This window comes from Peribacillus sp. FSL K6-1552 (assembly GCF_038005205.1).
In the GTDB taxonomy this organism is placed as follows: Bacteria; Bacillota; Bacilli; order Bacillales; family DSM-1321; genus Peribacillus; species Peribacillus butanolivorans.
In genome coordinates, this window is sequence record NZ_JBBOST010000001.1 from 5,631,705 (window position 1) to 5,645,560 (window position 13,856).

Here is a 13,856-nt window from a genome sequence, read left to right on the forward strand (position 1 = left end):
TTTGAGACGAATCATTTTAATACAGCAAAGACCATTCGATCCTTTTTGTTAATGTCATTTTCAATGGACACTTCTGCCGCAGGAAATGTCCGCTTTAAGAGACCGGCAACTGCCTGGCCCTGTCCAGCGCCTACCTCAAAGCCAATCAGTCCCGGTACTTTCATAACCAGTGGCAATTGTTCCATAAAGCGGCGATAAAAGTCTAAGCCATCGACACCAGCGAATAACGCACGATGTGGTTCATGATCAGTTACGACCACTGACATGGATTTTTGATCATCATTTGGTATATAAGGAGGATTCGATAAAAGGATGTCCACCTGATTGTTCTGCTTAATGAATGGCTGCAGCAGATCACCTTGCACAAACTGTACCTCAGCTCCAAGTAACTTGGCATTCTTTCTCGCTACCTCAAGTGATGGATCTGCTATATCCGTGGCTGTCACCAGCAAGTCTGTTTCTTCAAGCTTCATCGTAATTGCAATCGCACCGCTGCCCGTCCCAATATCCGCTAAACTGAGCTTCTGTCCCTTCGTAAAAATGTTAGGGAGCTTACGAAGTGTATAATAAATTAATTCTTCTGTTTCAGGTCTTGGAATCAACACTTCTTCATTAACAAGGAAGGTCCGTCCATAAAATTCTTCACTGCCTGTAATATATTGAACAGGGGTCCCATCAACATGTAGCTCAACAGCGGACTTAAATTGTTCTAACTCCTCTTTACTGAGTTCATAATGGAGATTGGCTAATAGCTGGGAGCGAGTTTGCTTTAAATAATGCTGCAACAAAATTTCTCCTGCATTAGCATCCCGATCATTTTCCTTTAAAAAAGAAGAAGCCCATTTAAGGACTTCGAATACTTTCATTACAGAATTATTCATCTGCATTTTCCAGTCTTGAAGATTGATCTTCCATGATTAAGGCATCCACGACATCATCCAGCTTACCTTCCATAATTTGATCCAGCTTTTGAATCGTTAAGCCGATACGATGGTCGGTAACACGGTTTTGCGGGAAGTTATACGTACGAATCCGTTCTGAACGATCACCCGTTCCAACGGCAAGCTTCCTGTTTTGGTCATATTCCGCCTGTACTTCGCGATGAATTTTGTCATACACACGGGCACGCAAAACTTTCATTGCTTTTTCTTTGTTCTTGATTTGTGATTTTTCATCCTGACAAGATACAACGGTATTTGTTGGAATATGCGTCAATCGCACCGCTGACATTGTGGTGTTAACACTCTGTCCTCCTGGGCCACTCGACGCAAAGGTATCTACACGAACATCCTTATCATGGATTTCAACTTCCACTTCCTCAGCTTCCGGTAAAACGGCAACCGTAGCCGTGGACGTATGAATCCGTCCGCCTGATTCAGTTTCAGGTACACGCTGCACGCGATGGGCTCCATTTTCGAATTTCAACTTTGAATATGCACCGTTACCATTAATCATGAAAATGATTTCCTTATAACCACCAAGCCCTGTAGGACTTGATTCAATAACTTCAGTCCTCCAGCCTTGCACCTCAGCAAAACGGCTGTACATACGGTATAGACTACCTGCAAATAAGGCCGCTTCATCTCCGCCTGCCGCTCCGCGGATCTCCATGATTACGTTTTTATCATCGTTAGGGTCTTTTGGAATAAGCAATATTTTCAGCTTATCTTCAAGACCTTGTATGGTCTCTTCAAGTTCATTAATCTCTTCTTTAACCATTTCACGCATATCCGCATCAAGTTTGTCTTCAAGCATCGCCTTGGCTTCCTGGAGTTGCTCACGAACTGCTTTATACTCTTTATACGTTGAAGCCGTCTCCTGAATACTGGATTGCTCCTTAGAATATTCCCTTAGCTTCTTTGAATCATTAATGATTTCAGGGTCACTCAATAGTTCATTCAATCTTTCATATCTATCTTCTACTGCCTGCAGTCGATCAAACAAATTATTCACCTCATAAATTTTCCAAAACATCTACATGAAACGAGTTGGAAGTAATCCATCCTTTTTAACTATAAATAAGTGCCCCAACTGAGTTCACTTCTAGCTTAATTATAGTATAGGTGAATAATCAACGTCAAAGAGGATTCAAAATTGTGGTTATTTCTTTAATTTAACATCTATATTATATTGGGGAACAACCCTGGTTATCATGTCTTGAATTCGCTGCTTTTCCTCATTTCTTTCTTCATCCGTCTTGATTTCACCCTTATCATGGACCGTAACATGTATGGTATTGCCATTAAACCATACGGAGCCTGCATCATAATTAGTTTCCGATTTAATGATTGATCGGATTTTATCTATTTCCTGCCCCATGGATGGAGAATTATTGGATGTATGATGCGGAGTGTTGAGGACTTGATCCGATGGCCGTTCCGCTTCATTGTCCCAATCCTTATTAGATACACGTTTTAAACTTTTGCCAACAAAATCTTTGCCATCCCGGGATTGATCCCCATATTCCGAATCATTATTTATTGCATTGTCATTTTGACTGCATGCTGTTAGTGCAGCAAGAAGAAAAGCAGTCATAAAAATCAGTATTGATTTCATATTTTTTCCCTCCATTTTGGTTAAGTTTATAAAGAGCGTTTCCTCTTCAGCTTTCCCAAAATGAAGCAAAATGTATCTCTTATTTCTCTTCCCTCTTTTTTACAAAATGCTCGACTTTATCTTAATGGTTAAAATTTATTGCAAATGTCAACATTTTGAATAATTTTTATTTTTAGTTCAAACCGCATTGCGTTAAACTTCATCTTAAAATCTTTGTATGTTAAAATCCTTTTGAAAGGATTATCTACATGGATTTAGGAGAAAATGAATAAAGGGTAATAATTAGCTCCCCTTTCTTCCAAATAGGGAGTTTTTTTATTGTTTGTAATTACAACAGGAGGATTCAACTATGCATTTATTGCCGCGGGAAATCGACAAGCTTATGATAGTGGTGGCAGCGGATCTTGCGAAGCGCCGAAAAGACAGAGGATTAAAGTTAAATCATCCGGAGGCTGTCGCCCTCATCACTTATGAGGTAATGGAAGGGGCAAGAGACGGGAAAACTGTAGCCCAACTTATGGAGTACGGGGCTTCCATTTTGACACAAGAAGATGTCATGGAAGGAATACCTGAAATGATAGATGATATTCAGGTTGAAGCAACTTTTCCAGATGGAACGAAATTGGTGACTGTCCACAGCCCGATACGATAAATAGGAGGGATAGCTATATGTTGCCAGGAGAATACATTTTAAAAGAAGAAGAGATTATTTGTAATGAAGGAAGAGAAGTATTCACCATTTCTGTTACTAACACCGGCGACCGCCCTATTCAGGTCGGATCACATTTTCATTTCTACGAAGTAAATGAAGCACTCCAATTTAATAGGAAGAAAGCTTACGGAAAGCGATTAAATGTCCCTTCAGGAGCGGCTGTTCGTTTTGAACCCGGGGATGAAAAAGAAATACAGCTTCTAAATTTTGCAGGAGAACGGCGTATATACGGGTTCAATAATAAAGTAGACGGCAAATTAGAAAGTGAGGATGAATCATGAGTTTTAAAATGTCCCGAAAACAATATGCTGAAATGTACGGACCAACTACTGGTGACTCTATCCGCCTTGCTGATACAGATTTGTTTATTCAAATTGAAAAAGATTACACTTCATACGGAGAAGAAGTTGTCTTTGGCGGCGGAAAAGTCATTCGGGACGGCATGGGCCAGCACCCCCTTGCAACTCGTAAAGACGGTGTGGCAGATACCGTTATAACGAACGTAGTAATTTTAGATTACACAGGAATTTGTAAAGCAGATCTAGCCATTCGGGATGGTAAAATTTCTGGAATTGGTAAAAGCGGAAATCCACTCGTTATGGACAATGTGGATATTATTATTGGCGCATCTACAGAAATAATCGCCGGTGAAGGTTTGATTGTGACAGCTGGTGCCATCGATACCCACGTTCATTTTATTAATCCGGAACAAGTACAGGTAGCACTAACATCTGGAACAACAACATTAATCGGGGGCGGTACAGGTCCTGCAGCTGGATCTAAGGCAACTACGGTTACTCCGGGTGAATGGAATATTCACCGCATGCTTGAAGCTGCTGAAGGCCTCCCTATAAATATTGGATTTACAGGTAAAGGACATGCTGCTTCCATTGAACCCTTAACCGAGCAAGTTAGAGCTGGGGTTATCGGATTAAAAGTTCATGAAGACTGGGGAGCTACTGGTTCATCCCTTGACTACGCACTACAGGTAGCAGACGAATATGACATTCAAGTTGCCCTGCACGCAGATACATTAAATGAAAGCGGATTTATGGAAAATACCATGGCCGCAGTAAAAGACCGAGTTCTTCACATGTACCATACTGAAGGCGCAGGCGGTGGCCATGCACCTGATTTAATCAAATCAGCAGGTTACCATAACATTCTGCCTTCATCAACGAACCCCACCCTCCCTTATACCGTTAATACTATCGACGAACACCTTGATATGGTCATGGTTTGCCATCATTTAAATCCTTCTGTTCCAGAAGACATCGCTTTTGCAGATTCTAGAATAAGAAGGGAAACAATTGCAGCAGAAGATATCCTTCACGACATGGGCGTATTTAGCATGGTAAGCTCTGATGCCCAAGCAATGGGCCGGGTAGGAGAAGTCGTTCTACGCACATGGCAAGTAGCAGACAAAATGAAAAAACAAAGAGGCATCCTGTTTGGAGATAGCAAACATGCCGACAACAACCGGGCTAAGCGCTATATCGCCAAATACACTATTAATCCAGCCATTACACATGGGATTTCAGAGCATGTTGGTTCTATTGAAGTTGGAAAATTGGCAGATTTAGTCCTCTGGTCTCCAAAGTTTTTTGGCGTGAAGCCAGAAATGGTGCTTAAAAACGGCCTTGCGGTTACTGGGTTAATGGGTGATGCCAATGCATCTATCCCGACACCACAGCCGTATATTTATCGTCCAATGTACGCTCAGTTTGGAAAGGCCTTAGCAAAAAGTTCGGTTACTTTCATTTCTCAAGCAGCCTACGATGATGGTGTTCATGAAAAACTTGGACTACATAAAATGATTCTACCTGTTGGCGGAATTCGGACTCTAACTAAGAAAGATATGAAATTAAATGCTGAAACACCTGATATTACAGTTGATCCGCAAACATATGAAGTAAAAGTAAATGGAGAACTCCTGACATGCGAGCCGGTTGATACGGTGCCAATGGGTCAGCGATATTTCCTATTCTGAGGTGAAAAGTATTGATTATAGAAAAAGTTGTCACTAACTTAGAAAAGATGGATACAAACGAAATTAAAAGGCGTCATATAGAAAAAGTGTACTTGGAAAGCGCACATTTAATGAAGCGAATTCAACGGGTCAAAACGGATCACGGCAATGAGCTTGGTATTCGCTTAAAAGAGCATCGAGACCTTTTAGCTGGAGATGTATTATACATGGATGATAAAAATATGATCGTCATAGATGTGATATCAGATGATTTACTTGTTATCTCCCCTCGAACCATAAAAGAAATGGGGACAATCGCCCATCAACTTGGCAACCGTCACCTCCCTGCTCAATTTGAAGAAGATGATATGTTGGTCCAATATGACTATTTGGTTGAGGAATTACTTCAAGAACTCGGAATTCCTTTTAAACGGGAAGAACGAAAAGTGAAACAAGCGTTCCGTCATATAGGCCACAGTCATGAATAACAATATTCTCTCTTTGTTTCAGCTATGCGACTCTAATTTACCTACGGGCGCTTTCAGCCATTCTTTCGGCCTGGAGAGTTATATACAAGAAGATCAAGTTAAGGACCAGGAGACATTTTCCCAGTGGCTTAAAGTGTATTTACATGAGCAGCTCATCTACTCAGATGGGCTTGCCTCTCGTCTCGTTTATGAAGCTCTTATAGATGAGGATATTCAAGAAATATGGAACCTGGATCGCCTATTAACTGTCCAAAACTTGCCGAGGGAAACGCGGGAAGGAACACAAATGATTGGGGATCGAATGCTAAAACTCACAGAATCGCTATACGGTATGCCAATCCTCTCACAATATAGAGCGGAAATTAAGAGAAAGAGTTCATTCGGCCATCCCGCTATTGTATTTTCGATGGTAGCACATGGGCTTGGGGTAACAAAACCAGACACCATCCTCTACTATTTGTATTCTGCTATTTCCAGCCAAGTTCAAAATGCGGTACGAGCCATTCCTCTTGGACAAACAGCAGGCCAAACAATTACTCACAATTTTATACCAGAATTAACACAGGCTGTGGAAAGAATTCTGCAACTAACGAAAGATGATTTTGGCATCGTTTCTCCTGGTATCGAACTGTCTCAAATGAAACATGAACGCGTTAACATTCGAATATTTATGTCTTAATTTTTTTGAAAGAATCAGTAAAGGAAGTGTTTTAATGGAACCAATAAGAATCGGTGTTGGAGGACCTGTTGGAGCAGGTAAAACAATGCTTGTAGAAAAATTGACACGCCATCTCGAAAATGAAATAAAAATGGCAGTTGTCACAAACGATATTTACACAAAAGAAGACGCTAAATTTTTAATACAAAATGGTGTTCTTCCAGAGGATCGGATCATTGGTGTGGAAACGGGCGGCTGTCCTCACACCGCCATTCGCGAAGATGCTTCTATGAACTTCGCCGCTATCGATGAGTTAATCGAGCGTCACCCGGACGTTGAACTTATTTTTGTTGAAAGTGGCGGAGACAATCTTGCAGCTACTTTCAGCCCCGAACTAGTTGACTTTTCTATTTATATTATTGATGTTGCCCAAGGGGAAAAAATCCCCCGCAAAGGCGGACAAGGTATGATTAAATCTGATTTGTTCATCATTAATAAAACGGACCTTGCTCCATATGTCGGTGCCAGCCTTGAAGTAATGGCAAAGGACACAAAAGTATTCCGTGGTGACAAACCATTCGTTTTTACAAATTTAAAAAATGATGATGGCCTTCCTGAAGTAATCGACTGGATTAAGCAGCATGCTTTATTAAAAGGTTTAGATTAATATGACAGATTGGACTGGCACTTTATCTCTCGACCTAGAAGAACGGAAAGGGAAAACCGTCGCAAAAAGGGTGTATTTTCAAGGTGCACTCAAAGTTATGCGACCGATTTACTTTGATGATTCAGGTCAGGTCTGCTATTACCTTCTAAATCCCGGCGGCGGCTATTTAGACGGCGATCGATACAAGATGGAGATATCAGCCGATGAAGGCTCTAAAGTTACTTTAACTACCCAATCTGCGACAAAAGTATATAAAACGCCGAAAGGCTATGCCTATCAGGAAACCCAAATTCACTTGCAAAAAGGCAGTTATTTAGAATACCTTCCAGATCCGCTAATTGCTTATGAAAATGCTCATTACAAGCAAAAAAATGTAGTTCATATGGAAAGTGGAGCAACGTTTATTTACACAGATATCCTCACACCTGGCTGGTCCCCGGAGGGTAAAAAGTTTAGCTATAATACCATTCAATTAGTTACTGAGGTTTATCTGAATGGTAAACTTGGTGTGTTTGACCATATCAAACTAATGCCAGAACAACAAACACTATCGGGTCTAGGTTTCATGGAAGGCTATACTCACCTAGGCTCTATGATTGCGGTCAGCGAATATACGAATAATTCTCTTCTCGATGAATTGTATGAAGTGATTCAAATAGAAGAATCGAGTTTTAAATTTGGAATTTCAAAGCTAGCCGTGCCAGGCTTTAGCATACGAATCCTAGCCAACTCTACCCAAGTCATTGAACGAATATTGGATCAGTGCCAAAAGATCATCAGCGAGAAGTGGAATAATCGTACACCAAGCTTTTTACGGAAATATTAATACATTCATCGGAGGCTGCTCCTTTAAAAGGCACAGCTAGATGAGCCATTGTATATCGTATTTATTTTGAGTTCCTAAATTCACATTACGCTGTGCTATTAAAGAACGATTTCCCATGAACTGCGCCCTTTAAATGACAGTCTTAAATAAAGACCTATATAATAGGCAATTAATAGATTACTCCGGTATTTTACCGATCTTGTAACTCAATAATATTTACGATAATCTAGGAAAAATATTTAAGTAGAAACTTTCATGAGAGGGGATACAGTATGCCTGAAGATAAGAATGCAAAACCCGAACTTGAAGATTTTGAGGTAGAAACAGTGTTTGAGAACCGTGTTCACGAGCGACACGCATTCACTTTTAAGGTCCAAGGAGAGGAATTCAAGGGGCATTTTCATGAGGATGAAATTCATTGGCTCCACCCTCACCCAAAACAAATGATTGGTGAAAGTAAAGTGGACATTATTGAAACTACCATACATTTATTAATGCGACACTATGGAATTTCAAAAGAGATTAAAGACCTTGAATTAAAACCAGCATTTGAAGACCGGGTACATGAACGCAGACAATTTTCTTTGCAAGTGCAGGGAGAGGAATTCAAAGGCTTTGTTCATGAAGGAGAAATTCAATGGTTCCATCCTCAGCCAAAGCAAAAGCTTGAAGAGGATCTAGTTGAGGCAATTGAATCAGAAATCCATGAAAAAGTAGCGGAACACGAAAATAATAGTAAAGAGAATGATTAGAAATAGATAATATAAGAAAGGAGGTCTCTATTAAAGAGATCTCCTTTTCTAATGTCATTCAATTAATTTCTTTATCTCAACTAAAATCATTAAAATCAATCACACGTTGACAAAGTCTTTGCATAAGCTTTGATTCATGAGTTACAACTACTATTCCCATCTTTCTCTTTTTAGCAATTTCAATGACAGCATGCCAGATTTGAGCTTGTGTGATTGCATCGAGCATTGTTGTCATTTCGTCTGCAATTAGAAATCGAGTATTGGGTCCTAATGCACAGGCAACACAAAATCGTTGTAGCTCTCCTCCCGATAGTTCGTTAGGCCATCGTTCTAGCCACTCCCGATCAATTCCCAGTAATTCTAACACCTCTTTATTGGGTTTCCATCCTTCATTAAGAATCTTGTGCATCTTCCATCGTGGATTAATCGCTTTTTCTGGATGCTGAAAGATCAATTGAACAGGATGATATCCTTTCTTTGGCAATGGAGCACTATTAAAGGTCACAGTTCCCTCAATTGGTGTCTCAAAACCCGCTAAAATCCGGCAAAAAGTTGTTTTCCCACATCCACTTGGACCAGTGATGCCAACGATTTCCCCTGGCTCTAGCGTTAAATTGACTCCTTGAAACAGCCATGGTCCATTTCCATATCGAAATCCGATGTCTTTTGCTTCAAGTTGCATGAATACACCTCACCATTCCCCCCCTAAGTTTTCGCATTTCAGGTTGTACTTGCCGGCATTCAGGTGTTGCCATTTCGCAACGTGGTGCAAACAAACATCCCGCTGGTAATGAACTTGGATGAGGTTGCGAACCTGGAATTGGAATAAAATCATTTTGAGGTAATGCTCTCCACAAAGCCTTACTATAAGGATGCCTTATTTCCTCACCGTGACCTTTAAAGTTCTCCACTGGAGCTACCTCTACTGTAGTTCCTGCATAAAATACGGCAATTTTATCTGCAATATTAAGGGCTGATTCAATATCATGAGTTATCAGCATCACCGCACAACCATTGTCGGCAACCTCTCTAAAATTATTTAGCGCTTCCTTTATTACATCGGGGTCGAGCCCTGGAGTAGGCTCATCCGCAATAATCACCTTTGCTCCGCTTACCATAGCAGTGGATAGAAGCGTCCTCCTCGCCATACCTCCAGAAAGTTGAAATGGATACATTTTCTCAACCTCTTGCCTTAAGTGATAGCGCTCAAAAACCTCTCGTTGAACCGATACAGCATCCCCATTTTTTACAGAAGTACGGACTTGACTTCCAACACGCATGAGTGGGTCTAGAAAGTTTACCGATTGTGGTACAAGAGCAATTTCCTTACCTCTTAATACAGTTTGTCGATCAGGGGTGAGTTCCTCTCCCGCATATTTAATTACTCCACTTATACTTGCATTTCTCGGCAGTATTCCTAGAATGGCATGTGCGAGCAGACTTTTTCCCGATCCACTCGCTCCAACAACAGCAAGAATCTCACCTGCCTCAAGAGTAACATTTAAACTTGATATAACTTTATGAGTTTTCTGTTTAAGTCCAGTATATTGCTTAAAAGATACTGATAAATTTTCCACTTCAAGAATAGGCATTTGTTAACTCCTCTTAATATTGAACGTAGCATATCTGATTAATCTTGAGCCCTATTAGGATCTATGAGCATCCGGATATTCTCTCCAATCTGATCAAACGTTCTAACGATAATCAGCAAACAAAGCCCTGGAAAAAAGGCAAGCCACCACATACCTGAAGATAAGTACTTCATCGATTCTGATAGAATAATTCCAATTGCCGGCTCGTGAGGCGACAATCCTAAACCTAAAAATGTAACTGCCGCCTCATGTAAAATAACATGAGGAAACAGTAACATAAAACCAATTAAGAGTTGTGGAGCTATATGTGGAAGAATATGATGCAAAGCAATCCACCATTGGGATTTCCCCATTTTCTGTGAAACCTGAACATATTCCGCTGAACGGACTTGCATAACCTCTGCCCTGATGACTCGAGCAAGACTTGGCCAATGTGTTAAAGTTAATCCAATTACAATTCCTTTAAATCCTCCCCCTAATGTAAAAGCGATAAGAATAAGAGTTACGAGATGTGGTACACTCAGAAAAAGGTCGATGAGCCATGAAATAAGACGATCTGCCATTTTCCCCATTGTTGCTGCTGCCATACCCAAGAAAAGAGCAATTGACGCACTTCCAATTGCTCCAATCAATCCAACTCCCATACTTAAAGAAAGTCCCATTACCGTTCTTGTAAACATATCTCTACCTAACCAATCGGTACCAAAGAGATGGTCTAGGGATGGAGGAGCATTTCGATCATTAAGATTTGTTACAATTCTCCCCTCATCAATTAAAACACCTCCTAATATAACAATTACTAAAAAAATAATTGAAATTAGGATCATAAAAAGCGTCCGCTGCTTTCGATTAGAAGGAAGTCGTTTATGATTATCTTTATTTTTTACTTTGAGGCTTGAAATCATATCTTCTCCCCTCCCTCATTCTCGGATCTAATAAACGATAGCTCAAATCAGCCAATAAATTTCCTACAAAAACAAATATTGTACTAAATATAACTAATCCCAATAAAAGGGGAACGTCTCCCCTTAGCCCTGCTTCTACCGTAGCCTGTCCTAAACCGGGATATGAAAAAACTTGCTCAGCCAGCACTGCTCCACCAAATAATTCACTAAAAGCCGCAAATTGCAAGGTAATCGCTGGCAAAGCAACATTACGTAATCCATGTCTCCAAAACAAGACAAAGCCTTGTTCACCTCTCGCCCTAGCGAATAAGACATAATCACTAGCAAGAACATCAATCAGCTTCTGGCGCGTATGTAGTGCCACATTAGCCACCCCAACTATACTAAGTGTGATCGCTGGCAGAATAAGATGATTGATTCGATCCACCATTGTGACATTTTCCGCAAGGACCCCAGCTGGAACCCCCATTCCAATTGGAAACCATTTTAGCCAAACGGCAAAAACGATAAGAATAAGGAGCCCCATCCAGAAGGTAGGAGTTGAAGCTAGTGTGAAACAGTACCATTTTATTATTCGATCAATCCAAGTCCCCTTTTTCATTGCCGCTACAACACCCATGGCAAATCCAATCATACCTGATAATACCCAAGCTGATATCATGAGCGCTAGGGAATTTAAGAATCGTTCACCAATAATGTCAATTACCGGGCGGCGAAATATCATTGAAGTTCCTAAATCACCTGTTAGCAAAGCAGAGCCCCAATTCAAGAACTGCACCATAACTGGTTGGTCAACTCCCCAATATTCAGCTATCTTCTCCCGTTGCTCAGGTCCTACCTTCAACATATCTGCACCGATGTAGGCTTGAATTGGATCAATCGGAGAGTTTTTTATTAATAGAAAAGAAATTAAACAAATGGCAAATAATAATGTGACCATTCTTAAACCTTTCAACAATAAAAATAATCCAAGCTTTCCACCTATATATTTACGCACAGTTACTTAGTCCATTTCCATTCAACTATATTATCTGTTGCAGGCCAACCATGACCATGAACATGGATTCTTTGTTCTCCGATATCAAGTCCATCTTTCACTAAGTATAAATGATCAATATTCACTAACCAGGCCCATGGAGCGTCGCCATTCGCACTTAAACCTGTTGTTCCATCCCATTGCGCTTTTTTCCAAAACTCAATTGCTTCTGTTTCACTTGTAGCGCGAAGAGCCTTTTCAAAATAATCATCTACCGTTTTGTTTTGATAAAAACCAGTATTATAATAGTCTACCCCTGCAAATTTACTACTATAAATGTTATACATCTCATGAGGGTCATGGCTTCCCCAACCTAAAAGGACAGCATTCGAATACATTTTATTTTCAATAATATCCCAGCTTCCACCTTCTAATTTAATATGAATTCCTAGTGGCTCGATCATATCGGCCACAGAAATGGCAAGAGATTGTCTTATTGCATCACTCGCTAAGTAATAAAGAGTGAACTCAGCTTTCAAAGAGTCTTTCTCAAGAATCCCATCTCCATCTGTATCCTTCCACCCGGCTTCTTTCAAAAGTTTTCGCGCACCGTCCAAATCAGCATCTTTAATGACTGTATCTGGGTTCCACCAAGGAAGGCCATCCACTGAAGTATAGGCTGGAGTCCCGCGTCCTTCTAAGACTCCATCCACAAGTGCTTTTCGGTCTACTCCAATATTTATCGCATGACGAATAGCTGGATCGGCTGTTACATCGTTACCAATTGGTAAACCATCTTCAGTAAAATCCCCTGACTTTATGAATGGGAAGACGATTCCCCGATTATCTACTGTTTTTACTGATTCCAGTCTCATTCCAGGCACTTCCTGGTTACTAAATGCAGCTGGTATATAGGCAAGATCAACCTTTCCCGCTTGTGCAGCAGCAAATGACGCATCCTCGTTTAAGAATAAAAAGGTTATCTTTTTAAAATACGACTTTTTGTCATAGTATTCAGGATTAGCCTTTATAATAAGCTGTTGCCCCTTGTCCCATTGAACGAGCTGATAAGGCCCTGAACCTATAGGGTTTTCAGCATAGTCTGCTCCATATGCATGTTTTGGGACAATTCCCGTTCCTACTAAAGAATTAACAAATGTTGATTGAGGTTCTTTTAATGTGAATTTTACTGTGTAATCATCCATTGCCTCTACTTTATCCATACCATTAAGATCAACAACTGACCCATTGTTAGTGGCTGTTTCAAATGTAAAGACTACATCATCAGCGGTTAATGGTTGACCGTCTGAAAATTTCACATCCTTACGCAAGATTACAGTCCAAACCTTGCCATCTTCATTGACTTTATAACTGGTTGCAATATCATTTACAATGTTTAACTTGTTATCTCTTTTTAGTAGAGTACTCTGGAATAGCGGTGAACCATAACGTCCCCATCCAGTCGTTGGATCAAAACCTGCTTCAGGCTCAGATCCAAAAGCCATCACAAGTTCGTCCTTTTTCTTCTGAATACCCTCACCATTTGCATCACCAGATTGATCGAGTTGCTGATTACACCCCCCTAACATAAAAGATGAAACTAATGTAGCTAATACTATAATTCCAAACAATTTCTTTCTCATTTGTCACACCCCATAAATTAATATCTTTCTAAAAAGGTTAAATACTTAACCCGCCTGTAAAATTAGGAGAATTTCACGGGTGCATACCTCACCCGATTTACAGGAATAAACA

Annotated in this window: 16 protein-coding genes; 8 read left to right on the plus strand and 8 right to left on the minus strand. The window is 40.3% G+C overall.

The genetic code is table 11. The features are described 5' to 3' along the window. Positions 1 to 11 precede the first annotated feature (11 nt). The 3 genes from prmC to NST21_RS27025 form a co-directional block, all read right to left on the minus strand. Positions 12 to 866, minus strand: a complete 855-nt coding sequence (gene prmC / locus NST21_RS27015) for a peptide chain release factor N(5)-glutamine methyltransferase (protein WP_340892677.1) — start codon at positions 864 to 866, stop codon at positions 12 to 14. Between the two features lie 7 nt (positions 867 to 873). Next, the gene (gene prfA / locus NST21_RS27020) at positions 874 to 1,944 is read right to left on the minus strand and encodes a peptide chain release factor 1 (protein ID WP_053348858.1); all 1,071 of its coding nucleotides are present in this window, start codon (positions 1,942 to 1,944) and stop codon (positions 874 to 876) included. A gap of 156 nt (positions 1,945 to 2,100) precedes the next feature. Beyond that, the gene (locus tag NST21_RS27025) at positions 2,101 to 2,556 is read right to left on the minus strand and encodes a hypothetical protein (RefSeq protein ID WP_157443907.1); all 456 of its coding nucleotides are present in this window, start codon (positions 2,554 to 2,556) and stop codon (positions 2,101 to 2,103) included. A 349-nt stretch (positions 2,557 to 2,905) separates the two neighbouring features. Here NST21_RS27025 and NST21_RS27030 point away from each other — a divergent pair, with 349 nt between their 5' ends. The 8 genes from NST21_RS27030 to NST21_RS27065 all read left to right on the plus strand — a co-directional run bounded on the left by NST21_RS27030 (position 2,906) and on the right by NST21_RS27065 (position 8,628). Beyond that, a complete protein-coding gene (locus tag NST21_RS27030) occupies positions 2,906 to 3,208 on the plus strand; it encodes an urease subunit gamma (RefSeq protein ID WP_053348471.1) in 303 nt (100 codons plus the stop codon). Positions 3,209 to 3,225: 17 nt separating this feature from the next. Further along, complete coding sequence (ureB, locus tag NST21_RS27035) at positions 3,226 to 3,549, plus strand: urease subunit beta (RefSeq protein ID WP_340892281.1); 324 nt, start codon at positions 3,226 to 3,228, stop codon at positions 3,547 to 3,549. After that, entirely contained in the window at positions 3,546 to 5,258 is a 1,713-nt protein-coding gene (ureC, locus tag NST21_RS27040; RefSeq protein ID WP_057216085.1) for an urease subunit alpha, read from the plus strand. The genes ureB and ureC overlap by 4 nt, the downstream gene beginning before the upstream one ends. A gap of 11 nt (positions 5,259 to 5,269) precedes the next feature. Then, positions 5,270 to 5,725: an urease accessory protein UreE gene (ureE, locus tag NST21_RS27045; protein WP_340892282.1), complete on the plus strand. Its 456-nt coding sequence runs from the start codon at positions 5,270 to 5,272 to the stop codon at positions 5,723 to 5,725. Then, entirely contained in the window at positions 5,718 to 6,404 is a 687-nt protein-coding gene (locus NST21_RS27050; RefSeq protein WP_340892283.1) for an urease accessory protein UreF, read from the plus strand. Before ureE ends, NST21_RS27050 begins: the two co-directional genes overlap by 8 nt. A gap of 34 nt (positions 6,405 to 6,438) precedes the next feature. Then, the gene (gene ureG / locus NST21_RS27055) at positions 6,439 to 7,050 is read left to right on the plus strand and encodes an urease accessory protein UreG (protein WP_056524172.1); all 612 of its coding nucleotides are present in this window, start codon (positions 6,439 to 6,441) and stop codon (positions 7,048 to 7,050) included. 1 nt (position 7,051) lies between these two features. Beyond that, a complete protein-coding gene (locus NST21_RS27060; protein ID WP_056524169.1) occupies positions 7,052 to 7,876 on the plus strand; it encodes an urease accessory protein UreD in 825 nt (274 codons plus the stop codon). A gap of 272 nt (positions 7,877 to 8,148) precedes the next feature. Beyond that, a complete protein-coding gene (locus NST21_RS27065) occupies positions 8,149 to 8,628 on the plus strand; it encodes a hypothetical protein (RefSeq protein ID WP_340892285.1) in 480 nt (159 codons plus the stop codon). 76 nt (positions 8,629 to 8,704) lie between these two features. On the opposite strand, the gene NST21_RS27070 is transcribed toward NST21_RS27065, so the two are convergent. From NST21_RS27070 to NST21_RS27090, 5 genes are read right to left on the minus strand one after another with little or no spacing between them, the layout of a single operon-like run. Further along, positions 8,705 to 9,310 (minus strand): ABC transporter ATP-binding protein, encoded by a 606-nt coding sequence (locus NST21_RS27070; protein WP_340892287.1) that lies wholly within the window; start codon positions 9,308 to 9,310, stop codon positions 8,705 to 8,707. Then, entirely contained in the window at positions 9,300 to 10,220 is a 921-nt protein-coding gene (locus NST21_RS27075; RefSeq protein ID WP_201254108.1) for an ABC transporter ATP-binding protein, read from the minus strand. The genes NST21_RS27070 and NST21_RS27075 overlap by 11 nt, the downstream gene beginning before the upstream one ends. Before the next feature lie 38 nt (positions 10,221 to 10,258). After that, positions 10,259 to 11,125, minus strand: coding sequence for an ABC transporter permease (locus NST21_RS27080; RefSeq protein ID WP_340892291.1), 867 nt, complete (start codon positions 11,123 to 11,125; stop codon positions 10,259 to 10,261). Next, positions 11,097 to 12,065 (minus strand): ABC transporter permease, encoded by a 969-nt coding sequence (locus NST21_RS27085; protein ID WP_057216298.1) that lies wholly within the window; start codon positions 12,063 to 12,065, stop codon positions 11,097 to 11,099. The genes NST21_RS27080 and NST21_RS27085 overlap by 29 nt, the downstream gene beginning before the upstream one ends. Before the next feature lie 59 nt (positions 12,066 to 12,124). Continuing rightward, positions 12,125 to 13,744 carry an ABC transporter substrate-binding protein gene (locus NST21_RS27090; protein ID WP_340892292.1) on the minus strand — a complete coding sequence of 540 codons (1,620 nt, stop codon included), beginning with the start codon at positions 13,742 to 13,744 and terminating at the stop codon, positions 12,125 to 12,127. Positions 13,745 to 13,856: the final 112 nt, after the last annotated feature.

What these genes read in the sequence shown, in the direction of transcription:
- NST21_RS27030 (WP_053348471.1), top strand. Translation starts at nt 2,906, where the DNA reads ATGCATTTATTGCCGCGGGAAATCGACAAGCTTATGATAGTGGTGGCA.
- ureC (WP_057216085.1), top strand. Translation starts at nt 3,546, where the DNA reads ATGAGTTTTAAAATGTCCCGAAAACAATATGCTGAAATGTACGGACCA.
- NST21_RS27090 (WP_340892292.1), bottom strand. Translation starts at nt 13,744, where the DNA reads ATGAGAAAGAAATTGTTTGGAATTATAGTATTAGCTACATTAGTTTCA.
- NST21_RS27065 (WP_340892285.1), top strand. Translation starts at nt 8,149, where the DNA reads ATGCCTGAAGATAAGAATGCAAAACCCGAACTTGAAGATTTTGAGGTA.
- prmC (WP_340892677.1), bottom strand. Translation starts at nt 866, where the DNA reads ATGAAAGTATTCGAAGTCCTTAAATGGGCTTCTTCTTTTTTAAAGGAA.
- NST21_RS27070 (WP_340892287.1), bottom strand. Translation starts at nt 9,310, where the DNA reads ATGCAACTTGAAGCAAAAGACATCGGATTTCGATATGGAAATGGACCA.
- ureG (WP_056524172.1), top strand. Translation starts at nt 6,439, where the DNA reads ATGGAACCAATAAGAATCGGTGTTGGAGGACCTGTTGGAGCAGGTAAA.
- NST21_RS27050 (WP_340892283.1), top strand. Translation starts at nt 5,718, where the DNA reads ATGAATAACAATATTCTCTCTTTGTTTCAGCTATGCGACTCTAATTTA.
- NST21_RS27080 (WP_340892291.1), bottom strand. Translation starts at nt 11,125, where the DNA reads ATGATTTCAAGCCTCAAAGTAAAAAATAAAGATAATCATAAACGACTT.
- NST21_RS27060 (WP_056524169.1), top strand. Translation starts at nt 7,052, where the DNA reads ATGACAGATTGGACTGGCACTTTATCTCTCGACCTAGAAGAACGGAAA.
- NST21_RS27025 (WP_157443907.1), bottom strand. Translation starts at nt 2,556, where the DNA reads ATGAAATCAATACTGATTTTTATGACTGCTTTTCTTCTTGCTGCACTA.
- NST21_RS27075 (WP_201254108.1), bottom strand. Translation starts at nt 10,220, where the DNA reads ATGCCTATTCTTGAAGTGGAAAATTTATCAGTATCTTTTAAGCAATAT.
- ureB (WP_340892281.1), top strand. Translation starts at nt 3,226, where the DNA reads ATGTTGCCAGGAGAATACATTTTAAAAGAAGAAGAGATTATTTGTAAT.
- NST21_RS27085 (WP_057216298.1), bottom strand. Translation starts at nt 12,065, where the DNA reads ATGGTCACATTATTATTTGCCATTTGTTTAATTTCTTTTCTATTAATA.